General features: G+C 56.2%; 20 protein-coding genes. 14 read left to right on the top strand and 6 right to left on the bottom strand.

Annotated features, from left to right (window positions below; translation table 11 throughout):
* Positions 1-60: 60 nt before the first annotated feature.
* On the bottom strand, positions 61-1,536 hold the full coding sequence (locus ACOTTU_RS20730) for an ABC transporter substrate-binding protein (protein ID WP_425660769.1): 1,476 nt from the start codon (positions 1,534-1,536) through the stop codon (positions 61-63).
* A gap of 165 nt (positions 1,537-1,701) precedes the next feature.
* On the opposite strand from ACOTTU_RS20730, the gene panB reads away from it, so the two are divergent.
* Together panB and panC are read left to right on the top strand one after the other, a co-directional pair.
* Complete coding sequence (gene panB, locus ACOTTU_RS20725) at positions 1,702-2,541, top strand: 3-methyl-2-oxobutanoate hydroxymethyltransferase (RefSeq protein WP_425660767.1); 840 nt, start codon at positions 1,702-1,704, stop codon at positions 2,539-2,541.
* Positions 2,538-3,392 carry a pantoate--beta-alanine ligase gene (gene panC, locus ACOTTU_RS20720; RefSeq protein ID WP_425660765.1) on the top strand — a complete coding sequence of 285 codons (855 nt, stop codon included), beginning with the start codon at positions 2,538-2,540 and terminating at the stop codon, positions 3,390-3,392. Before panB ends, panC begins: the two co-directional genes overlap by 4 nt.
* Here panC and ACOTTU_RS20715 read toward each other — a convergent pair.
* A complete protein-coding gene (locus ACOTTU_RS20715) occupies positions 3,389-4,669 on the bottom strand; it encodes an acetylornithine deacetylase/succinyl-diaminopimelate desuccinylase family protein (protein ID WP_425660763.1) in 1,281 nt (426 codons plus the stop codon). The two genes, panC and ACOTTU_RS20715, sit on opposite strands and share 4 nt — an antisense overlap.
* A gap of 55 nt (positions 4,670-4,724) precedes the next feature.
* Entirely contained in the window at positions 4,725-5,981 is a 1,257-nt protein-coding gene (locus tag ACOTTU_RS20710; RefSeq protein ID WP_425660761.1) for an aminotransferase class V-fold PLP-dependent enzyme, read from the bottom strand.
* Positions 5,982-6,078: 97 nt separating this feature from the next.
* Between ACOTTU_RS20710 and ACOTTU_RS20705 the strand changes: the two genes are divergently transcribed.
* The 4 genes from ACOTTU_RS20705 (at position 6,079) to ACOTTU_RS20690 (ending at position 8,654) form a co-directional block, all read left to right on the top strand.
* A complete protein-coding gene (locus ACOTTU_RS20705; protein WP_425660759.1) occupies positions 6,079-6,903 on the top strand; it encodes a formate/nitrite transporter family protein in 825 nt (274 codons plus the stop codon).
* A gap of 65 nt (positions 6,904-6,968) precedes the next feature.
* Positions 6,969-7,160, top strand: coding sequence for a PLDc N-terminal domain-containing protein (locus tag ACOTTU_RS20700; RefSeq protein WP_298921944.1), 192 nt, complete (start codon positions 6,969-6,971; stop codon positions 7,158-7,160).
* An 18-nt stretch (positions 7,161-7,178) separates the two neighbouring features.
* A complete protein-coding gene (locus ACOTTU_RS20695; protein WP_425660757.1) occupies positions 7,179-8,066 on the top strand; it encodes a YihY/virulence factor BrkB family protein in 888 nt (295 codons plus the stop codon).
* Between the two features lie 90 nt (positions 8,067-8,156).
* Positions 8,157-8,654, top strand: a complete 498-nt coding sequence (locus ACOTTU_RS20690; RefSeq protein WP_425660755.1) for a Dps family protein — start codon at positions 8,157-8,159, stop codon at positions 8,652-8,654.
* 45 nt (positions 8,655-8,699) lie between these two features.
* On the opposite strand, the gene ACOTTU_RS20685 is transcribed toward ACOTTU_RS20690, so the two are convergent.
* Positions 8,700-9,509, bottom strand: a complete 810-nt coding sequence (locus ACOTTU_RS20685; protein WP_425660753.1) for a response regulator — start codon at positions 9,507-9,509, stop codon at positions 8,700-8,702.
* 144 nt (positions 9,510-9,653) lie between these two features.
* Here ACOTTU_RS20685 and ACOTTU_RS20680 point away from each other — a divergent pair, with 144 nt between their 5' ends.
* The 3 genes from ACOTTU_RS20680 to ACOTTU_RS20670 are packed head-to-tail and all read left to right on the top strand — an operon-like array spanning position 9,654 to position 12,060.
* Positions 9,654-9,776, top strand: coding sequence for a NepR family anti-sigma factor (locus tag ACOTTU_RS20680; protein WP_425660751.1), 123 nt, complete (start codon positions 9,654-9,656; stop codon positions 9,774-9,776).
* Positions 9,773-10,330 carry an RNA polymerase sigma factor gene (locus ACOTTU_RS20675; protein ID WP_425660749.1) on the top strand — a complete coding sequence of 186 codons (558 nt, stop codon included), beginning with the start codon at positions 9,773-9,775 and terminating at the stop codon, positions 10,328-10,330. Before ACOTTU_RS20680 ends, ACOTTU_RS20675 begins: the two co-directional genes overlap by 4 nt.
* A 2-nt stretch (positions 10,331-10,332) precedes the next feature.
* Entirely contained in the window at positions 10,333-12,060 is a 1,728-nt protein-coding gene (locus ACOTTU_RS20670; RefSeq protein ID WP_425660747.1) for a sensor histidine kinase, read from the top strand.
* 310 nt (positions 12,061-12,370) lie between these two features.
* Here the strand turns inward: ACOTTU_RS20670 and ACOTTU_RS20665 are convergent, their stop codons facing one another.
* On the bottom strand, positions 12,371-12,937 hold the full coding sequence (locus ACOTTU_RS20665; protein ID WP_425660745.1) for a cupin domain-containing protein: 567 nt from the start codon (positions 12,935-12,937) through the stop codon (positions 12,371-12,373).
* 198 nt (positions 12,938-13,135) lie between these two features.
* Between ACOTTU_RS20665 and gabT the strand changes: the two genes are divergently transcribed.
* Positions 13,136-14,542, top strand: coding sequence for a 4-aminobutyrate--2-oxoglutarate transaminase (gene gabT / locus ACOTTU_RS20660; RefSeq protein WP_425660743.1), 1,407 nt, complete (start codon positions 13,136-13,138; stop codon positions 14,540-14,542).
* Between the two features lie 53 nt (positions 14,543-14,595).
* Here gabT and ACOTTU_RS20655 read toward each other — a convergent pair whose 3' ends face one another.
* Positions 14,596-16,212, bottom strand: a complete 1,617-nt coding sequence (locus ACOTTU_RS20655; protein ID WP_425660741.1) for an FMN-binding glutamate synthase family protein — start codon at positions 16,210-16,212, stop codon at positions 14,596-14,598.
* Between the two features lie 593 nt (positions 16,213-16,805).
* Between ACOTTU_RS20655 and ACOTTU_RS20650 the strand changes: the two genes are divergently transcribed.
* The 4 genes from ACOTTU_RS20650 (at position 16,806) to ACOTTU_RS20635 (ending at position 23,158) form a co-directional block, all read left to right on the top strand.
* Positions 16,806-17,864: a carbon-nitrogen hydrolase family protein gene (locus ACOTTU_RS20650; protein ID WP_425660739.1), complete on the top strand. Its 1,059-nt coding sequence runs from the start codon at positions 16,806-16,808 to the stop codon at positions 17,862-17,864.
* A gap of 76 nt (positions 17,865-17,940) precedes the next feature.
* The gene (locus ACOTTU_RS20645) at positions 17,941-20,691 is read left to right on the top strand and encodes an aminotransferase class I/II-fold pyridoxal phosphate-dependent enzyme (RefSeq protein WP_298921955.1); all 2,751 of its coding nucleotides are present in this window, start codon (positions 17,941-17,943) and stop codon (positions 20,689-20,691) included.
* Positions 20,692-20,713: 22 nt separating this feature from the next.
* Complete coding sequence (locus tag ACOTTU_RS20640; protein WP_425660737.1) at positions 20,714-22,165, top strand: biotin carboxylase; 1,452 nt, start codon at positions 20,714-20,716, stop codon at positions 22,163-22,165.
* A gap of 21 nt (positions 22,166-22,186) precedes the next feature.
* Positions 22,187-23,158: a C45 family autoproteolytic acyltransferase/hydolase gene (locus ACOTTU_RS20635; protein ID WP_425660735.1), complete on the top strand. Its 972-nt coding sequence runs from the start codon at positions 22,187-22,189 to the stop codon at positions 23,156-23,158.
* Positions 23,159-23,222: the final 64 nt, after the last annotated feature.

Here is a 23,222-nt window from a genome sequence, read left to right as displayed (position 1 = left end):
AGACAGCACTAAGACGCCTCACCGAGCTGGTAGGCGCAAAATTGCGTACAGTGATAGAGGTCAATTGCCCCAGGTCACCGCCGTGAGATCAGTTGCCTGTGTCGGGGCATTTGCCCACAAACCCTGCAATTCCGCTTTGGCAACAGAGAGTTGCGCAAGTTGGAACAGGTAACCGTTCACGTAGTCATCGGCGATGATTTGTTGCGCTTCACCCATTAATTGGCCGCGCACATCCGGGTCGGTCGTGCTGTTCAATTTGGTAATAAGCGCCTGAAAATCAGGATTGTCGTATTGGAAGTAGTAGTCGGGGTTGGCGTAGATGCCGATGTCCATCGGTTCGGTGTGGCTGACAATGGTCAGGCCAAAATCCTTGCCGCGAAAAACTGATTCGAGCCACTGAGCCCATTCGACATTGTTGATCTTGGCAGTGATTCCCACTTCAGCCAATTGCGCGGCGATGATCTCGCCGCCCCGGCGAGCATAAGAGGGGGGAGGCAGGTAGAGCGTCGTCTCGAACCCGTCTGCCAGCCCGGCCTCGGCCAACAGGGCTTTGGACTTTTCGGGATCAAAAGCAGACTGACCTGTCAAATCCTTGTAAGCGGGATTATGGGGCGCGAAATGCGTCCCGATGGGTGTGCCATAGCCGAACATGGCGCCGTCGATGATGGCCTGGCGGTCAATGGCATGCGCAACGGCCTGCCGGACCAGAAGATTGTCGAAGGGCGGCAATTTGTTGTTGGTGCTCAGAATGGTTTCGCCTTCTGTCGACCCCACCAGCACCTGAAATCTCGGATCCGCTTCGAATTGCGGCAGGTTCTCCGGTGCCGGAAAGGCGTAGAAGTAATCCACATCCTCAGCCATCACGGCGGCAAAAGCGGCAGTGGGATCAGAGATGAACTTGAAGGTTGCCGCCTCCAGACTGGCGGGTGTGCCCCAGTAATCAGGGTTTCTCACCAGTTCGATCCTGTCGCTTTGCACCCATTCGACAAATTTGAACGCGCCGGTGCCGATGGGCATCTGCTTGATGTTTTCGATGCTTTCCGGGGCCACGATCACCGCATCACCCCAGGCAAGATTGAAAAGCATATTGCCGTTCTGTTCGCTCAAGGTGATTTTAACGGTCAACGGGTCGATGACGTCAACTTTGGCGATGGCCGAATACAGCGCTTTCTGGGCGTTGGCACTGTCTTCGGCAAGAATGCGGTCGAGAGAGAACTTCACATCCTCCGCGTCCATTGTCGTGCCATCATGGAAGGTGACACCTTCTTGCAATGTGAAGGTGTAGGTCAGGCCATCGTCGGAAATCTCCCAGCTTTTCGCCAGACCCGGCACAATGGAGCCATCTGCCATGAACCGTGTCAGACCCTCAAAGACATTGGCATAAAGCACCGAGTCGATGGCTCCGGCGGCGGCAGAGGTCGGATCGAGGTGCGGTGGTTCCAGTTGCAATGCGACGGTAATGTCCGTCTGGGCGGATGCCGTGATCCCAAAAGTTGCGAAAGCAGTGGCAAAAAGGGCGGTTCTCAACGTTGACATGACTGTCCTCCGTGTAGGGGCGGGGCACGGGTGCCGCGCCCTGATTTGTGGTGAAGTGTCACAACAAACCCGGCAGCAATCAAGTGGCAGGCGGGCGGTTTGCCGTAGATTTTCGGGGAGCACGTTGTTATCTGGCAGCGAAAGCTGATCGGAGGATTGCGGATCATGAGTGCCACAGCGCAGAAAAAAGCGCCGATGCCCACCGACATCAGGGCCCGCAAGGGTGACACGCCCCTCGTCAGCCTGACCGCCTATACGACACCGATGGCGCAACTGATGGACGCGCATTGCGATTTCGTTCTGGTCGGCGACAGCGTTGGAATGGTGCTGCACGGCTTGCCCTCCACGCTGGAGGTCACGATGGAGATGATGATCCTGCATGGGCAGGCTGTGTCGCGCGGTTTGAGTCGCGCGATGATGGTCATCGACATGCCTTTTGGCAGCTATGAACAGAGCCCTGAGCAGGCCTTTGACAGTGCTGCGCGATTGATGCGCGAGACCAGCGCGGGTGCTGTCAAGCTCGAAGGCGGGCAGCATATGGCCCCGACAATCGACTTTCTGGTCAAACGCGGCATTCCGGTGATGGCGCACATCGGTCTGACACCGCAATCCATCAACACGCTGGGGGGCTATACCGTTCAGGGGCGTGGGCCGCAGGCTGACAATCTGATGCAGGATGCAAAGGACGTTGCTGAGGCGGGCGCATTTGCGGTCGTGCTGGAGAAGGTGCCAGAAGGTCTGGCCGACCGGATCACGGCACAGATTGGCATCCCCACCATCGGCATTGGGGCCTCTGCGGGGTGTGACGGGCAGATCCTGGTGGTGGACGACATGCTGGGGCTTTTCACGGCCTTCAAAGCGAAATTCGTGAAACGCTACGCGCATCTGGGGGAAGCAGGGGAAGCGGCCATTGCCGCCTATGCGAGAGAGGTGCGCGCCCGCCGTTTTCCCGGCCCGGAACATGTTTTTGCCGATGAAGCCCCCAAACCGAAGGCCGGGGCATGACCGCACCGATCATCCGGCATCTGACCGATTTGCGCGCATGTACCAAGGGGTGGCACCGGGCGGAAGAAACCATTGGCGTGGTGCCGACCATGGGTGCGCTGCATGATGGTCACCTGAGCCTTGTTGCCGCCGCCAAAGCCGCCTGTGACCGGGTGATTGTGACGATCTTCGTCAATCCCAAGCAGTTCAACCAGTCAACGGATCTCGACAATTACCCGCGCACCGAAGAAGAGGATGCGCGCAAATTGGCGCGTTTTGAGGTTGATGCAATCTACGTGCCGGATGTGATGCAAATCTACCCTGAAGGGTTTGCGACAAATGTATCCGTCGGGGGCATGACAGATGTGCTTTGTGGCGCACACAGGCGCGGGCATTTCGACGGGGTTGCGACCGTTGTCACCAAGCTTTTCACCCAAACATCCGCTGATAAGGCGTTTTTTGGCGAAAAGGATTTTCAGCAACTCATGGTCGTGCGGCGTCTGGCGCGCGATCTTGATCTGGGCGTCGAGGTCGTGGGCTGCCCGACCATCCGCGAAGAGGACGGATTGGCCATGTCGTCACGCAACTTGCTGCTGTCCGACAGGGCGCGGGTGAACGCGTCGCGCCTCATTGAGATCATGGAGGATGTGGTCGGGCAACTCGGCACCGGGGCGGATTTCGCGCCGCTGCAGGCCAAAGCCCTGACACGTCTTGCCGCCGCGGGGTTCACGGATATTGACTACTTTGAGCTGCGCGCCTGCGATACGCTGGCCCTGCTTGCGCGGCCAAGCGCGCCTGCGCGGCTTTTCGCGGCGGCATGGCTGGCGGGTGTCCGGCTGATCGACAATATCGACATTCCGGTGCCAGATTAAGCCTTTGGCATAAGGAGGGTTTCCAGCGCGTGGCCCATCACCTGCGCGCTGTCGATCATATCGTCAATGCCCACATACTCGTCTGGCTTATGCGCCAGTTCCAGAATGCCCGGCCCATAGGCGATGCAGTTTTTCAGCTTGCCAATCCGGTCGATGTGTTTCTGGTCATAAGTGCCGGGGGAGGCCACGTATTCGGGGGGTTTGCCCATCACATCTTCGATGGCTTTGGCCACTGTCTGCACCACCGGTGCGTCGCGATCTGTCATGGAGGGCAGAACGCTGTTCAGCTCTGTGAGCTCATAGTCAAAGTCGGCGCGGCTGGCTTTCAACCCTTCGAGCAGCGCTTTGACTTCGTCGCGCACCTGATCCAGCGGTTCTTCCACCAGAAAGCGCCGGTCAATCACGATGCGGCAACTGTCGGGCACACAATGTGCAGGCAGGCCGGTAAAATCATCGGCCTGCTCCGGCTGCCCGCCGTGAATGGAATTGATGTTCATCGTGGATTGACGGGCCCCTTCGGGCACCACGGGCATGTCGGTGTGGCGCGCAGCCATGGCTGGAAAGAGCTTGTCCTCAAATTCCGATAGAACAGCGCTCATGTGGCGCACTGCGCAGTCGCCCAGAAACGGCATGCAGCCATGGGCGATTTCTCCTCTGGTTTCGATCTCCGCCCACCAGCCGCCCCGGTGACCAAGGCATATCCGGTCCTTGTTCAGAGGTTCTGGAATAATCACGTGCTGCACGCGTTCGGGATCGAAAAAACCCCGCTCTGCGAGATAGGCAACACCACCGTAGCCACCGGATTCCTCATCTGCCGTGCCCGAGATTTCGATAGCCCCGCAATAGGTTGGATGGGTCTCGATAAAGGCTTCGACGGCGATGATAGAGGCGGCCAGCCCGCCTTTCATGTCACAGGCCCCGCGCCCGTAGATTTTGCCGTCCTTTTCGGTGCCGCCAAAGGGGTCTATTGTCCAGCCGCGCCCGACTTCGACCACATCGGTATGGCTGTTGAAATGAACGCAGTCACCGGGTTTGCGGCCGTCACGACGCGCCACGATGTTCCAGCGTGGGTATTTGTCGCTGTCACCCGGTGTGCCCGTGGCCCGTATCAACTGCGTTTCAAACCCGCAGGCAGACAGGCGGCGGTCCAGAAATTCGCATATGTCGCGGTAGTTTTCGCCAGGGGGGTTGAGCGTGGGGATGCGAATGAGATCCCGTGTCAGCACCACAAGATCATCGCGTTTTGCCGCAATGGATTTTTTCAGGGTAGATGTCATGGCCGCAGTGTCCAAGCAGTTGCGCGGAATGGCAAGCACCGTGCTGAAAAGAATGTCAGGCGGCGGCGATTTCCTTCATGGCTGCCAGAAAGGTGCTGACCTCCTCGACGCTGTTATAGTGACACATGGAAACACGCACCGCGGCCTCCAGCCCCAGCGGCGTGAGGATATTGCCGGAATAGTGGTCGGCCTTGCGAATATGTGTCCGGATACCCTGCGCATTCAGGCGGGCAACGATATCCCCGGCAGGCGCACCTTGCAGCGCAAAGCATACCAGCCCTTCGCGCGCCGGATTATCCGCCCCACCCAGAATGGTGACGCCGGGCAGCTCCGTCAGACCCGGCAGATTGCCGACGCCGGTCAGCATTGCGCCCGTTAAAACCTGTTCATGGGCGTGAATAGCGGCACCTGCGGCTTCCAACCGGGTGCGGGGGTCATCGCTGTCACTGTGCTGATCCCCGAGCCAGTCAAGATAGGAAACAACATCTGAGAATGTGGCGTATGATCCTGTGTCGCGCGTGCCCATCTCCCAGTTTTGCCGGGGGCCATTGATCAGTTGCTCCAAGGGCAGCGCTGTCATCCGTTCCGAGACCCAGGCCACGCCATAACCGTGACGTGAAAACATCTTGTACGGGGAGACAACATATCCGTCGATGTCGTAGCTGCGAATGTCGATAGCACCGTGGCTGGCGTGCTGTATCCCGTCGACAAAGATAATTGCCTCCGGGGCCACCTTCCGGATGGCCGCCGAAATACCGGCCACATCATTGGCGATGCCGGTCACGGGCGACGTGTGCAGAATGGTTGCCACCCGCACATCCGCAGTCATGCGCGCGGCATAAGCCTCCGGTGACACCGATCCCGTCGCATCATCATGAGGGACCGATATGTAGTCCTTTCCCGCCATGCCGGCCCAATGGGTTGCCGCTGACCGGGACGCGGGATGTTCAACCGTCGAGCCGATGACGGCGCCACCCGGTTCGGATCCCATGACGGCGGTGCGGATCAACCGGAAGGACAGTTCCGTACCGCTTTCACCTACAAAATACTGACCACCATCAGCATTGAAAAACGTGGCCATATCCCTTTTGGCGAGATTGATGCGATCCACCAGCGCGTGGGCTGCGGGGTTGTCACGTCCCTGATTGTCGGGAAGGGCCGCAAACAAGGCTGACGTTTCCACAACGGAATTCAATGTCAGCGCGCCACCGGCGTTTTCGAAAAAGATGCGCGGACCCTGAAACGGGCAGCTTTCCACATGCGCGAACCTGCCGCGAATTTCAGACATTAAAGCAGGGGAAAACGCGGCCATAGGGGCTCCATCACATAATCGATTTGGAACTCATTCAGTCGTAACCGTGTTGAGTGTCAAGCGGCGTCGGCGTTTCCGGCGCTTTGAGGGAGGACATATGAATAAAACGACTGCCCGGGAAGAGAGACAAGAAGAAGCCTCGGTTCAGGAAGCCACGGCACTTGCACCCAAACTGATCTACGAAGTCATTCGCCGTGAAGGCGAGGAAGAAATGGCGCGTCCCAAGCGGTCGCTGATCTGGTCGGGCATTGCGGCTGGCGTGATGATCAGCCTGTCTGTCCTGGGCGAAGCTATTTTCCGCACCTACCTTCCGCCTTCCAAAAGCAGCTACCTGATTGAAAACCTGGGCTACTCTTTGGGCTTTCTCGCGGTCATCATGGGCCGGATGCAGCTTTTTACCGAGAATACGATCACGACGGTCCTGCCGGTAATGATGGCGCGAACATGGTACTCACTGGGCTGTATGTTGCGCCTTTGGACCATTGTAATGAGCGCCAATGTGGTTGGGGCTTTCGCGGTTGCCGCTCTGTTTGTCTTCACGCCCGCGATTGCACCGGAGGTTATGAAGGCTGACGTTGACTTGTCGCATCATGCCACGGGCATGGGCGCAAACGCGGCGTTCTGGAGGGCGATTCCTGCGGGCGTGATCGTCGCCCTCATTGTCTGGATGTTGCCACAGGCCGATAGCGCCAAGTTCTTTATCGTTCTGATATTTACATGGCTGATCGCGGCGGGCGATTTCACTCATATCGTTGCGGGTTCGGTCGAGATGGCTGTTCTTGTCTGGATGGGGGAGTTGTCGGCTTCCGGAGCTATTGGCGGGTTCTTCATACCGGTTCTGGCAGGCAACATCATCGGAGGCACTGTGATTTTTGCGCTTATGGCTTGGGGACAGGTGCGCGACGAGCTTCCCGAAGAATAACGTTAACTGCGGAACCCAACGGCAGGTCAGCGCGTTAGTCGGATGAAACTCTAAAGGAGGAATTCATGTTTGAATATGCTGGTATCGGGGGATTGATCGTGCTGGCCCTGAACATCTGGGCGATTGTTTCGATCATCGGCTCTGGCGTTGCAAACGGCAAGAAAGTGCTGTGGATTCTGCTGGTTCTGGTCCTGCCCATCATTGGCTTTGTGATCTGGTTCCTGATCGGTCCGCGGTCCTCGAAAATGGCCGTCTGATGTGATACCGAAAGGTCTATGAACCTTTCAGCAACCCGCCATGTGATCTCTGCGACCTTCGCCCAGATCACGCGCAACAACCTCGGCCTTATCGCGGCCGGGGTAGCGTTTTATTCCATGTTGTCGGTTTTTCCCGCCCTCGCCGCGCTGATCGCAGTGCTGAGCCTGATCGCTGATCCGGCCGTTGTGATCGTGCAGCTGGAAGAGATTCGCGGTCTGATGCCGGACGCCGTTTATAACATTCTGAACACGCAGATTGTCGGACTTGTCAGTACCAGTTCCGACACCCTGGGCTGGGCCGGGGCCGTTTCACTGGGCGTGGCCTTATGGTCTGCGCGGGCAGGTGTCGGCGCGATGATGCACGGTCTCAATCTCGTTTATGATACGCAGGGCCGCGCCACGCTGCGGCACTACCTGCGCGCGCTGCTCCTGACCATTTCTCTCTTGGGGGTGGGGGTCGTTTCGCTGATGACCGTGGTTGTGGCCCCGGTCGCCCTTTCATTTATACCGTTGGGCAACATAACGAGCATCATCATTGAATTTCTCAGGTGGAGCGTCGCCATTGCGGTGATTTTCGCAGGTATTGGCTTGCTCTACCGCTTTGGACCCAATCGCAGCGGCATACGCATTGGCTGGCTGACGCCAGGGGCCGTCATGGCGGGCACGTCCTGGGCCATCTTGTCGATCGCGTTTTCCTTTTATGTATCGCATTTTGGAAATTACAACGAAGTCTACGGCTCAATCGGTGCCGTTATCGCCATGTTGATTTGGTTATGGATCAGTAGTTTTCTGGTCCTGCTTGGCGCGGCCCTGAATGCTGAAGTTGAAAAGCAGCGCGCGAAAGATGAAACGCCGCGGAGCGATCCATATTTGGCACAGGTCGGATCCGGCGAGGCCGCGCAATAGCCGCGACAGACGGTCACGCCCCCGTATAAAACCGGAACAATCTACCTCCGTGCCTGTTTTTCTTTTGACGAAAATAAAAGGAAAAACAGCATGACGAGCGCTTTGAATGTAGTCCCGGAAACCACGGATATCAGCACCGGTGTCAAGGACGCCGAAGCGATGGCCAAGGGTCTGGAAAACGCTTTGGCGGACACCTATCGCCTCATTTTCAGAACCCATGCGACGCACTGGAACGTGGAAGGACCGTTGTTTTACTCGGTCCACAATCTGACCGAGACCCAGTACCAGAACCTTTTTGACGCGGCAGATGATATCGCTGAACGCATTCGCGCGTTGGGCCAGCTGGCGCCGTCGACGTTATCGTCAATTGTTGCGAATTCGGTCATTCAGGATGACGAAGCCCCGGCCTCGGCGGGTGACGCATGTGAAGCGCTTGCCGCTGATCATGAGCGCGTAGCGCACAGGTTGCATGCTTTGATCAAGATCGCGGGCGAGCACGGCGACCCGGTCACCGAAGATATGGCGACAGAGCGCGCGGCGTTTCATGAAAAAGCTGCGTGGATGCTGCGGTCCATCGCCAAAACCTGACGTCTATGGTGAAACGCCCCGCCAATTGGCGGAGCGTTTTTTTAGTCAGGCTTTCAACGTTTCGGTCGATGAAAAGAACATCGCCTGGCTGACCGCAGAAATAACCTGATCTTCCGTGTAGGGTTTGGAGATCAAAAAGGCCGGTTCGTGCTTGTCGCCTGTCAACAGACGCTCCGGGAAGGCAGTGATGAAGATCACGGGTCGCTCCCCGAGGTTCGCCATGAGGTCGTTTACCGCGTCAATGCCCGACGAGTTATCTGCCAGTTGGATGTCGGCAAGGATAAGGTCGGGTGCGTCAGCGGCGCCCAGGGCCACGGCTTCGTCTCTTGTACGCGCCACGCCGGTAACTCTGTGGCCCATCTCGGACACGATGCTTTCGATGTCCATGGCGATGATCGCTTCATCTTCGATGATCATGACCGACCCTGATACGGCATCCGCCATCTCGCGACGCGCAATCTGAACCAGTTCTTCGGCTTCGGACTGATCAATGCCGATGATGCTGGCAATCTCACCAAAGGTGAAACCTTCGATGCTGTGCAAAAGCAACGCTTCGCGGCTGTTGGCAGTCAGTTTCGCAAGATGCTTCTGGGCGCGGGCTTTCAGGCCGCTTTCGCCCTCATCAATGGGGGCACCAGCACTGGACCAGATGCTGAAAAGAACACGGAAGACACCGGTTTTTACAGAATCACCATCCAGCACTGAACGATCTGTCAGAATCGTTTCCAAAGCTGCCGCAGCGAAACGGTCACCGCTGCTCTGGCTGCCCGTCATCGCCCGCGCGAAACGGCGCAGGTAGGGCAGGATATTTCCCAACTCTACGCTGATGTCCGGGTTTGCAGTCGCATCCGACATAAGAAATCTTCCTTTTTTTGACTTTTCTCGGAACCAAACCCGCAGTGAGGGGTTTGGTTCCGATGCAGGTGGGATATTTTTTAACCTTCTCGGGGAATTAACAGCAGTATGTCTCAATCAAACGCGAACCGGAAACGCGAAAGCGTGATCGACGAAAATTTAAAGCGGGTCTACGAGGAAGCGCTCGATGAGGGTGTTCCGGACCGGTTCAAGGATTTGCTGAACGCGCTCAAGCAACAGGACCAACCCAAGGGCAGCCTGAAATGAGCGAACCTGATCCTCGCGATGCGCTGGTCGAGCATCTGCCTGCCATGCGCGCCTTTGCCATCAGTCTCACGCGGAATGGCGCAACGGCCGACGACATGGTGCAGGACACTTTGGTCAAGGCCTGGACCAATATCGACAAGTTTCAAGCCGGGACAAACATGCGGGCCTGGTTGTTCACGATCCTGCGCAACACCTATTATTCTTCGAGACGCAAGGCAAAACGGGAAGTCGCGGACGTAGACGGTACGCACACGGAGGCGCTGGCGGAAAAACCGGCTCATGACGGGCGCTTGCAAATGACCGACTTCCGCGATGCATTTGCGCAGTTGAGTGACGAACAGCGCGAGGCTCTTTTGCTGGTAGGTGCCTCCGGGTTTTCCTATGAGGAAGCGGCAGACATGTGCGGTGTGGCCGTGGGGACGATCAAAAGTCGTACCAACCGGGCGCGCCTGCGTCTTGCCGAGTTGATGCATCTGGATGACGATGAGGCGCTGGAGATGACAGATGATGCGACCATGTCTGTGCTGACGGCGTCCAAGGCGGCATCTTTCTAATCATGACCGGCGGTTTTCTGGATGGCGATGTCTTTCGGGGTCTCGCTTTCCGCATTCTGATTTTTCTGTCACTTGCATTGCTGCCGTTTGGGTTGATCGCCGTCGTCCAGACGCGAGAGATCGCACGCCAGGCCGAAATCTCGACAGAGCTGTCCCTGATCGGGTTGACGGAACAGGCCTCCGGCGCGGAACGGACCATTATTCAGGAGGGTTTTGGTGCCGCAGAAGCGCTCAGCTCTATCATTCGGCTGTTTGGCGATGACACTGAAGCCTGTGTGTCTTTTCTGAGAAACTACAAGAATGCGTCTGATCGCTATTCACTTGTGGGGTATCTGCCGGCTGATGGCATGATGACCTGTTCGTCTGACGGTGGCATTTATGATTTCAGCGCCTATCCGGATTTCGACAAGGCGATTGATGCACCGGAACGGGCTGTCACGTTGAGCACAACGGGACCGGTAAGCCAGCAACCGGTTCTGGTTATGACGCATCCCTTTTTCGAGGGGGACATATTTGCGGGTTTCATGGCCTTATCCGTCCCCCTGTCCGCGCTGCGGGATCTTCCCGAACAACCCATAGAACTACGCCCCGCCGATCTGGTGATTTTCGGGGCCGGGGGTGAAGTTGTCGCCTCCGAAAGACCACGTCTTGTGACCGAAGCTGATCTGCCGCTCAACCGAAGTCTGAAAACGCTCATCGGGAACAAAGCTGTCGTATTTGAAGATGTAAACACCGAAGGCGAAGAACGCGTCTATGCGGTGGTGTCTATTGTGCCGGGGGTGACCTACGCCATGAGCATCTGGCAACGTGAGGAAATCATTGCAAGCGTACACCAGTCCGGGACGCTCAGCATTTTCCTTCCCATCCTGATGTGGCTTGCGAGCCTTGTCGTGGCATTCTGGGCCATCAACCGGCTTGCGATCCGCTACATTCGCAAACTTGGACGCCAGATGCGTATATTCGCTTTTAATCGTTCCCTGCCGCGCTCGACGATGGGGCAGGGCGTGCCGCGAGAATTCGTTGAAATCCAACGGGCTTTCATAGGTATGGCCGATTCAATCATACGCGACGAAGCCTCCCTGGAGGATTCTTTGCGCGAAAAGAACATCCTGCTCAAGGAAGTGCATCACCGCGTCAAAAATAACCTGCAACTGATCTCTTCGATTATGAATATGCAGATACGTCGCGCCAAATCCGAAGACGCCCGATTTGTGCTGAAAAGATTACAGGAACGTATTCTGTCACTGGCGACGGTTCACAAGAACCTCTACCAAAGTGACGGCCTGGAACGCGTGGATGCGGGGGCCCTTGTCGAAGAAATCGTCGGGCAATTATTGGTGGTCGGCCTTCCCGCAGGCTCTTCCGTTGAAATTGAGCAGTCCTACGAGGCCGTGAAACTGGATACCGATGACGCTGCTCCGTTGACGCTATTGGTTTCGGAAACCGTTACCAACGCGATGAAATACATTGGTGTTCTCGATGCTAAAAACCCGGCCTTCCTGAAGATATCCTTGGTACAAACCGACCCCGAGACAGCGGATTTCACGATCATCAATAGTGTCGGCAGCGCATCGAGTGCTGCCGACGGAACGGGCCTTGGCAGCCAACTGATCAACGCCTTTGCGCGACAGCTCAATGCGCAGGTGGATGTGACAGCAAAAGACAATGTTCATGCCTTGACCGTGACTTTTCCGGTCCCGCACAGGATAAAACCTATTCAAGATTACTAATTTGCAAAGGTTTTATGGAACTATGCATGCCGGAGCCGCGTTGGCCCCACGAACACTGAAGAAAGGAACCCCGACATGTCGACAGACTTGTTCTTGTACGGGCTTTCCATTCTGACTGTGGTTGCGCTGATTGTTTTTGTTATGACAAACGAAGGCAAAAACGAGCGTGGTGATGACGGTGAATAAAGTAGACTCGTGATTACTTGACCATTGTTGGCCGTTTGGATTGACCAGACAGCCGCCATCCTCGGCGGATGGAAGCCAGACACTCAAAAACCCCGGCTGCCACGAGCGGTCGGGGTTATCAGTTTCAGAAACTGGGTGGTGTGCAGGCGCTGATGATCACACAGTCCTCATTGCCCAGATTCCGGAACCGATGCGGGAGCCTGCTGTTGAAAAGGTAACCATCTCCCGGCCCCAGAAGGCTTACCTCGTCATCCACCGTGATCTCAATCTGACCTTGGATTATGACGCCAGCTTCTTCCGCGTCGTGGCTTAACAATTCAGGTCCCGTATCCGCGCCCGGCGCGTATCGTTCGTGCAATACCTGGAGTGAATGATCCTGTGCATTGCCCAGCTGCCGCAGAGACAATAGCTGTGCCTCGGGTCCTTCCAACTCTGGCGGTGCGATCTCCGTGAACTCACCAGCAGAATAAAAATACTTGCTTTGCGTCGTTTCCTCGATGGTTGCAAAAAACTCCGCCATGGAAATCTGGATGGCATCCAGAAGGCTCTTCAAAGAGGCAACAGAGGGGCTTGTCTTGTTCTGTTCGATCAGCGAGATGGTGCCATTGGTCAAGCCCGCACGTGTGGCAAGTTCCCGCTGGGAAAGTCCGCGTTTTTTACGGATTGCGCGAAGCCGGTGTCCGATGTCCAAAGGGCGATATCCTCGTCGAGCGTGTGACGTATTGGTTTTACTCGGGTTTTTAGACAGCAGCTTGCCGGAAGTCTCAATCTTTTTCTTTTTTTCCCGACACGGGGTCATTTTTTGCGGTGCAGAATCCCGATTGACAATTAAATTAAACGGAGTATCGAGATTTTAAACACTCTGTCCCGCCATCGAAGGAATCCGTAAATGGCTACATCTGCTAAATCGAAGACACCCAAACCCGCTGTAAAGAAAGCCCGCAAGCCGCGCGCAACCAAAACACCGAAGATTGCCGTGGTATCGACAACGCCAGAGGAAAAAACAAACGCAGCCCTTTTGGCGCGCCGCGAAACGGCAGTGCCACGCGGTGTTGCTTCTGCGGCGCCGGTTTTTGCAGAGCAGGCCGAAAATGCTGAGCTCTGGGATGTCGAGGGTAAACGCTACATTGATTTCGCTGGTGGCATCGCGGTTCTGAATACCGGCCATCGGCATCCGGCAGTGGTTGCGGCTGCGAAGGCGCAGGAAGATAAATTCACCCATACGTCGTTCCAGGTGGTTCCTTATGAGGGCTACGTAGCATTGGCAGAGAAGCTGAACGCTCTTGCCCCGGGCGATTTCGCCAAGAAATCGCTGCTGGTCACAACCGGTGCCGAAGCAGTTGAAAACGCGGTCAAGATCGCGCGGGCAGCAACCGGCCGCCCCGGTGTGATTGCATTCACAGGAAGCTATCACGGACGCACATTGCTGACACTGGGCATGACCGGTAAGATCAGCCCTTATAAAAAAGATGTGGGCCCATTCCCCTCCGACATTTTCCGCGCGCCGTTCCCTAGTGTCCGCGATGGTATCACGGTCGAAGACGCTTTGACCGGATTGCAAAACTTGTTCCTCACCGACGCACAGCCGGACCGTATTGCCGCGATCATCATTGAGCCGGTACTGGGCGAGGGCGGCTATACGCCGGTACCATTCGAGATGATGCGGGCGCTGCGTGATATTTGTGATCAGCACGGCATTTTGCTGATTTCGGACGAGATTCAAGCCGGGTTTGGCCGTACTGGCACCTGGTTTGCTGTCGAACACTCCGGCGTTGTGCCTGATCTGATCACTGTGGCGAAATCTATGGCTGGCGGCTACCCGATTGCCGGTGTGATTGGACGCGCCGAAGTGATGGATGCGCTGGCACCCGGTGGTCTTGGCGGAACCTATGGTGGTAATCCGGTGGCCTGTGCGGCTGCGCTGGCAGCCATTGAGGCGATCGAAAGCGAAGGCCTTTTGGCCCGGTCTTTGGAGTTGGGCACCCATTTCCGTACGCGGTTTGCTGAAATTGGTGCGCGGGTGGCCCCGTTCCGGATGTGGGACATCCGTGGTCTGGGCGCCATGCTGGCCGTGGAATTCGTGACTGATTTCGACACGGCAACGCCTGATGCAGCGCTGGTCAAATCAATTTGTGCGCATGCGCTCAAACGCGGATTGATCCTCCTGGGGTGCGGCATGCACGGGAACGCTCTGCGGATCATGGTGCCGCTGACCGCTTCCGATGAGATCATCGAAGAGGGGCTTGCGATTTTCGAAGCATCTTTGGCGGATGCTGTGGCTGAGCTTTCAGCCTGATTTACCTTGATACCGTTGCAAGAAGGGCGCTTATCGAGCGCCCTTTTTTGTTATCAGGTCGGCGGCGCAAAACTGGCTGCATCCGCACGGGCCCAGCGTTTGCGATAATCCGCGCCGATGTCACCTTCATCCGACAACAAGAACCCTTCGGGCAGATAGGGATAGGCTTCGCTGCCCTCCGCCATTTCCTTATCTCCGAGGCGTACCATCAGGTGCTGCGGCAGAAAATCACCCGGATGTGACAGGCCCGCTGCCCCGGTGATCTCGCCAAGGGCTTTCAGTGTATTCTCATGAAACCGGGCGACGCGCTTGCTTTTGGAACCAACGTCCAGAGCGCGCGCGCGCAACGGGTCTTGTGTGGCCACGCCGACCGGGCAGTGGTTGGTGTGGCAAGCCTGCGCCTGAATGCAGCCGACCGCAAACATGAACCCACGCGCAGAATTGCACCAGTCCGCCCCAAGTGCCAAAGCGCGGGCGATGTCGAAAGAGGAGACAACTTTGCCTGCCGCTCCTATCTTTACCTGATCGCGGATACCTGCGCCTCGCAGGGTGTTGTGCACAAAAGTCAGGCCCTCCACCATTGGCATGCCAATGTGATTTGAAAACTCCACCGGTGCCGCGCCGGTTCCGCCTTCCGTGCCATCGACGACGATGAAGTCAGGGATGATCTTTGTTTCAAGCATCGCCTTGACAATGCACATGAATTCGCGCCGGTGACCAATGCAAAGCTTGAAGCCAACGGGCTTGCCACCTGAAAGATCACGTAGTTTTCCCAGAAACTGCATCATCTCCACAGGGGTCGAAAAGGCAGAATGCGCCGCAGGTGACACGCAGTCCTTGCCCATCGGGACACCGCGTGCTTCCGCAATCTCAGGGCTGATCTTGGAGGCGGGCAACATGCCGCCATGACCCGGTTTCGCGCCCTGAGAAAGCTTCAACTCGATCATCTTGATCTGGTCGAGCGATGCCGTCACCTTGAATTTCTCAGTATCAAAGGTTCCATCGTCGGCGCGGCATCCAAAATACCCTGAAGCCACCTGATAAATCAGATCGCCGCCCCCCGCCTTATGGTATCGGCTGACCGATCCTTCGCCAGTGTCATGGGCAAAACCGCCGATCTTTGCGCCTGTGTTCAATGCTTCGATCGCGTTGGCAGATAATGAGCCAAAACTCATGGCGGAGATATTGTAGAGCGAGGCATCATAGGGTTGCTTGCAGGCGTCACCGCCGATTTTCACTCTGAAGTCCGTATTCTCAATATGCTTTGGCGTGACCGAATGCGTCACCCAGGCGTAACCCGCATCATAAACACGCATCCGCGTCCCAAAGGGGCGCTTGTCCTCCTGACCCTTTGCGCGCTGGTAGACAAGGCTGCGCGCATCGCGGGAAAAGGGTTCTTCGTCCTGATCGGATTCAATGAGGTATTGGCGAATTTCGGGGCGAATGCCTTCGAAGAGAAACCGCATGTGGCCCAGAACAGGATAGTTACGCAGGATCGAATGGCTTGGTTGACGGACATCATGAATGCCCAACAGCGACAGATAGGTGAAAAATGCAAAGGGGATGAGCAGCCACCACGTCCAGATGAGAGCAGCGATCAGACATATGAAGCTGCAAAGGATGACCCCTGCAAATGTCGCGTACCGTGTCATGGAACTGAAGTCTGGCATCTGATAATTCCTACCTGTCTGGCGATTGGAAATCATTCCAGGCAAGACTGCCAAAGAGCCTGGAATGTATCGCAATATTTTAAACGCTCGGGGATGATGTTGCATTGTTCCCAAGGACGCAAGCATTGCAGTCTCTGATCGCGCTCCTGAACAAGGGTGCATAGTGCTTGAACAACATCCAAAAGCCTCGTACGCTTCGAAAAGCGGCGTTCTGCTGTTGAAGTTTTGAGTGAAATAGGGCGTGCCGGTCACGTGTGGAGCAGCATCGAATTGAATTGGGCTCGCGTCATTCCGAAGCTTTTGTTGCTTGGTTTGAATCGGCTGCTGTTTCAAAAGGAATCACAACCTATGGCTGGTCAGGACGGGGAGGCAAAATGGCGACGTTTAATATTCTGTTCAAGATTGACGAAATTTTGCTTACCCTTGATGGCTGATTTCGCCCATTTTCTGAACAAACGTTGCGTCATCACAAAAGTTTTTCCTGCGGAGCCAATTCGGCAGTTCCAACCGGTGTTCGAAGGGCGTAAGGCAGTTCGGCGCGAAGCTCAATTCGGGCCACGTTGGCCCACTTCGTCGCGACGGAGTGTTTTGTTATGACCCCATTCGCCATTGCCGGTGTGCAGATGTATGTGAATGCGTTGCAATCCAACGTGGAAGGGATGATCCAGCGGTTGGATGTGCTGATGGCGCGTTTTCCCTGGACGCAGATGGTATTGTTTTCCGAACTGGCACCTTACGGCCCGCTGGACCGGTTTGCGCAGGCGCCTGAAAACGAAGCGCTCGACACCTTTTGCGAAGCTGCGCGCAAGCATCGTGTCTGGCTGATCCCCGGATCGATGTTCCTGCGTGATCCCGAGACCGGGCTGGTTTTCAATACATCCGTCGTAATCAACCCGGAAGGCGAGATCATCCGCCGTTATGCCAAGATGTTTCCGTTCCGGCCTTACGAATCAGGGATTGCCGCAGGGACGGAATTCTGTGTGTTCGACGTGCCGGAAGTGGGCCGTTTCGGGCTTTCAATCTGCTATGATATCTGGTTTCCGGAAACCACGCGCCAATTGACAGCGCAGGGTGTCGAGGTGCTGCTGCACCCGGTTCTGACGGGCACGACCGATCGCGATGCAGAGCTGGCGATTGCGCGTTCCACGGCTGCGCAATTCCAGTGTTATGTATTTGACGTCAATGGGCTGGGCGCTGGTGGTGTCGGCAAGTCGCTGGTGGTGGACCCGTCCGCGCATGTGCTGCATCAGTCTGCCGGGCAAGAGGATATGTTCCCCATCGAAGTCGATTTATCGACAGTTCGGCGTCAGCGCGAAACCGGCATGAAAGGTCTCGGACAGGTTCTGAAAAGTTTCCGCGACCGATCCGTCGATTTTTCGGTTTATGATCGAAACAGTGGAACCGACGACTACCTCAAGACGTTGGGCCCACTGGAAATACCTCAACAAGGGACGCGCGCCGGACTTCACGTGGATGTGCCAGCAGGAAAAATTCAGGAAGCCCCCGCATTCAAGGGCCTGGCTTTTGATACGCTCACGGGCTCTGCCACAGCGCAACCGGCGATAAACGTCCATTCGGCGCCAACGACCGAACCAGAGAAACAACCCCTGAAAAGTGAAACGCAGGGGAGCGAAAAACAGTCCAGCGGGTAGATCACCGGCTCCCAACGAGCGGGGATATCCGTTCGCAGGCATCTGAGTGGTTTTCTCGTACAAGGGAGAACAACTAATGCATGCGATGAATGACTATTCTTCGGCTATACAACTGCGCTCTGATCGGTGGAGCGCTTTGCGGGAAGCAACAAGTGCCCTGACACGGGATCCAAAGCCGAAACAATTGGCCGCCCTCCGAAAACGGACCGAAGAACTATTCAAATCGCTTGCGGTGATCGAGCCCTATTGGGCGTTTCCCGGCATGTCCGCCTTTGATCACATGCGACGTCAATTCGAGCATAGCTCGCTGGACGATCTGGCATTTGCGGTCGGCAGGGTCACACGGGCCCTGACTACAGGGGCCTACCGGCGTCGGCACATTCCCTTGGAACGCGACAGTGTGGATCAGGAGGAGCATGACGATGAGGCCATGTTGCCGCCCGAAGCGCGCGCGCTGGCAAAACCCTACTTCGAAGTTCTGATCGTAGATAACGTCAATGAGCATCAGGAACGCTGGCTGCGTAATAACGTGTCCAGGATGCGACGCCCTGAGGACAACTTTGTCTATGAGGCGCTGGTTGTTCCCAGTCTCGAAGATGCTTTGGTTGCGGTGCTATTCAACCACAATATTCAAGCGATTGTGGTGCGTCCGGGATTGGTTCTGAAATCCAAGATGGATCAAAACATCATTGCCCGTTACCTCAACCGCGCCGGCGGTCAGGAAGAGATCGACAATATGCTGCCCGAAAATTATGGGCCTGAGCTGTGCCGACTTGTTGCCAAGGTACGTCCTGAACTTGATGCATACCTTGTAACAGAACGGTCCGTGGAAGAGATAGCGGGGCTTGATCTGGGTATCTGCCGACGGGTTTTCTACAATCAGGAAGACTTCATGGAGTTGCACCTGAACATTCTGCGGGGTGTGCAGGCGCGTAACAAGACGCCGTTTTTCACGGCTCTTGTGGAGTATTCCAAGCAACCCACCGGTGTTTTCCACGCCATGCCCATCAGCCGCGGCAAATCGATTTCGCGCAGCCATTGGATACAGGATATGGGTGCTTTCTACGGCCCCAATATCTTTCTGGCGGAAACTTCTGCGACGTCCGGGGGCCTCGACAGTCTGCTGGAACCACACGGACCGATCAAGGAGGCGCAGGAACTGGCCTCTCGTGCCTTTGGCTCAAAACAGACATTCTTTGCGACAAATGGCACCTCAACCTGCAATAAGATCGTCGTGCAAGCCCTTGTTCGGCCTGGAGATATCGTTCTGGTCGACCGGGACTGCCACAAGTCACACCACTACGGCATGGTGCTGGCCGGCGCGCAGGTCTGTTACCTCGATAGCTACCCGCTCAATGAATATTCGATGTATGGGGCGGTGCCGCTGCGCGAAATCAAGCACCAACTCTTGAAGCTCAAAGCCGAAGGCAAGCTCGACCGCGTGCGGATGTTGCTGCTCACTAACTGCACCTTTGACGGTCTGGTTTATAACGTCGAGCGGGTGATGGAGGAGTGTCTGGCGATCAAGCCGGACCTTGTGTTCCTGTGGGATGAGGCGTGGTTCGCCTTTGCGCGGTTCAACCCGACCTACCGCCAGCGCACCGCCATGGCAGCCGCCAATAATCTACGCGAGAAATTCCGTACAGACACGCATCAGCGCATGTACGAGGCGCAGCAGTCCATGCTGAAGGATTGCGACGATGAAAAGCTGTTGGACACACGGCTGATCCCACCACCGAATGCGCGGGTGCGGGCTTATGGCACGCAGTCCACGCATAAAACGCTCACTTCGCTGCGGCAGGGGTCGATGATCCACGTCAATGATCAGGACTTCAAAGGGGAGGTCGAACAGGCCTTCCACGAAGCTTATATGACCCACACTTCGACCTCACCCAATTACCAGATCATCGCAAGTCTTGATGTCGGGCGTCGGCAGGTGGAACTGGAAGGCTACGAGTTCGTGCAACGTCAGATCGAGGCGGCGATGTCCATGCGCCGGGCGGTCATGACGCACCCATTGCTAAAGAAGTACTTCAAGGTGCTGACCGCAGGCGACATGATCCCCGACCATCACAGGCAATCGGGTGTGACCAGCTACTATGATGCGGAACAGGGTTGGACCGACATGTGGGATTGCTGGGAGCAGGATGATTTCGTGCTCGACGCCACGCGGGTGACGCTGGCGGTTGGCGGTACTGGCTGGGACGGCGACACCTTCAAGACCGATATCCTGATGGATAAATACGGCATCCAGATCAACAAGACATCGCGCAACACTGTTTTGTTCATGACCAATATCGGCACGACGCGCTCCTCCGTGGCCTATCTGATCGAGGTGTTGGTCGAGATTGCCAAATCCATTGATGAACGTCTGGACGACGCCAGCCGGATGGAACGCCTGTCATTTGATCGTCGGGTCAAGGGTCTGATGGAAGACCTGCCGCCGCTGCCGGATTTCAGCCGGTTCCATGATGCTTTCCGGCAATGTGAAGTGACGGGCGAGGGCGATATCCGCTCCGCCTTCTTTCTCGCCTATGATGAAGAGAAATGCGACTACCACGACATCAATGGATCGCTGGGTGAGGCGCTGGAGGCCGGTGAAGAAGTGGTTTCGGCCAGCTTCATTATTCCCTATCCGCCAGGTTTCCCGATCCTAGTGCCCGGTCAGGTGGTCAGCAAGGAAATCCTGGCTTTCATGTTGGCGCTGGATGTCAGTGAAATTCACGGCTACCGGCCCGATCTGGGCCTGAGAGTCTTTACCCAAGAAGCGCTGCAAGCGCTCGTCGATGCCAAATCCGGCACAAAACTCGCCCCCGCGGCTGAATAATCAAACAGAGAGGACATAAGACATGGCAGCTACGGTTCTGAAGAACATCTCGGAGATCCGCCGCTATTTCCACCGCAACGAGGACCCGGTCTATTTCATCTCGGCCACGAACTTCAATTTGTTGGGGTTAGATGAATGGGTGAAGAATTTCAAATACATCTGCTACATTGATTGCTATGGCGGCAAGCATCCAAACGTTTTCTGCCCGTCTGAGCAGCCACATGCGGAGTTCCAATCCATTGAGGACATCAATAACTACCTTTTGCAGCACAAAGAGGTGATTGATTTCATCAAGCGGCGCGGCGGCAAGCCGAAATTTGTTTTCTTAATGTTCGATGCTGAGACTGAACGGCTGTCAAAAGAACTGGGCGCGGATGTCTGGTTCCCGAAAGCCAAGCTGCGCACGTCGATGGACAACAAGATTGAAACGGTCCGCATCGGCAACAAGGCGGGTGTGCCATCCGTGCCGAATGTGCTGGCCGAGGTGAAAGATTACGAGGGCCTGAAAAAGACCTGCGAGAAGGCCAAAATCGGGCATGATCTCGTGCTGCAATCGGCCTTTGGCGACAGCGGGCATACGACCTTCTTCATCAAATCCGAAGCGGATTTCCGACGCCACGAGCATGAGATCGTCGGCGAGGGCGAGATCAAGATTATGAAGCGCATTGATTGCCGCGGATCAGCGATCGAGGCCTGTGCCACCAAGGAAGGCACAATTGTTGGCCCCCTGATGACCGAACTGGTGGGCTTCAAGGAGTTGACACCATATCGCGGCGGCTGGTGCGGCAATGAAATCCTGTCGACCGCCTTCCCGCCGAAGGTCCGCCAGAAGGCGCGCGATCTGACCTTCAAATTTGGCGAACAACTGCGCAAGGAAGGCTATCGCGGGTATTTTGAGCTTGATTTCCTGATCGACAAGAAAACCGGTGATCTCTGGTTGGGGGAGTTGAACCCGCGCATTACGGGCGCGTCCTCGATGACCAATCACGCAGCCTTTGCCCATGCGGATGCACCGCTATTCCTGTTCCACCTACTGGAGTTTTCAAAGAAGAAATTCAATCTGGATGTGGACGAGTTGAATGCCCGTTGGGCGGACAGTGCCAATATCGATTCATGGTCACAGATGGTGATCAAACATACCGAGGACAGCGTGGATATCTGCACGGGCAGCCCCGAGACTGGTATTTACAAGATGCTTGAGGACGGTCGCGTCGTCTATGATCGTTTCGATTATCACCGTCGTGCCGTTGAATCCGAGAACGAAGCCTTCTTCTTGCGCATCCTGCAACCGGGTGATTACCGCTATGAAGGGGCGGATATCGGGATTCTGGTGACGCGCGGGCGGTCGATGACCAAGAATTTCCGGTTGAATGAACGCGCGAAAAAGTGGATTCACGGGATCAAACAAACGGTCACGGCCAAGCCATTGCCAACCGCGACGGCATTGTCGGATCCGGCCTTCAAGATCCTCTAGCCAGAAAGGACTGCGCACCCGATGTTATGGCGCGCCGTAAGTGAAGAAAGCCCCGGGCCAAAATGGTCCGGGCTTTTTGCCGAGTACTGGCCGGACTACAAGCGCTGGTGGCGGAAGGAGGGCGAGAATGCGCGCCCGACCTATGGAGAATCTCGCACAGCCCTTCAGCAGCATATGCCCGAAATCGTGCCGCTTTACGATGAGCTTTGCGAGTTAGCAGGCGGTGGTGATCTGGCCGCGCGGTTTTTATCGTTTTACTGCCCGCCGCCCTATTTGGCCGGGTGCAGCCAGGCAATCTGGACCGGTAAGGAGCCGGTCATGGTACGCAATTACGACTACAACCCCAACGCATTTGACAGTCTGGTCTTGCACACAAAATGGGGTGGGCGCGAGGTCATGGGCACGTCGGATGGGCTTTGGGGCATGGTGGACGGCGTCAATGACGCCGGCCTTTCAATCTCACTGACCTTTGGGGGGCGGCGCATCGTTGGCGATGGTTTCGGCGTCCCGTTGATCCTGCGGTATGTTTTGCAAACCTGTCAGACCGCCGATGAGGCTGGCGACGTGCTGGCCCGTGTGCCTACGCATATGAGCTACAACGTCACAGTCCTGGACAAAAAACGTAACTATCTGACCGCCATGATGGCTCCTGACAGACCGACGCTCATCACCCATGCGGCCGTCGCGACCAACCATCAGGAAAACGTGGAATGGGTCAGCCATGCGCGGTTCACTGCAACCGTCGAACGGGAGCGTTTCTTGTTACACCGGTTGAGGTTGCACCGCGACCCCGAAGAGAAGTTCATCGGAGCCTTTCTGAAACCGCCGCTTTATTCCACGGCCTTCACAGCCGGGTTTGGCACGCTCTACACAGCCGTCTATCGCCCGAAACGCCGCCAAATGGAATTGCGCTGGCCAGGGACTGTCTGGCCTCTGACCATGAAAGCTTTCGAAGAGGGTCACCGCCAGATTTTACTACCCGGTGCCGCCTGATTTCGAGCAGGTCAGTATTTTATCCAATAAAATCAATTTTGTTCTCGTTAAAGATGCAGAAGGG

It is taken from the genome of Roseobacter sp. EG26 (genome assembly GCF_049830555.1).
Taxonomy (GTDB): domain Bacteria; phylum Pseudomonadota; class Alphaproteobacteria; order Rhodobacterales; family Rhodobacteraceae; genus Roseobacter.
The sequence above is the reverse complement of the archived record's forward strand: the minus strand, read 5'-3'. Positions and strand labels throughout refer to the sequence as shown.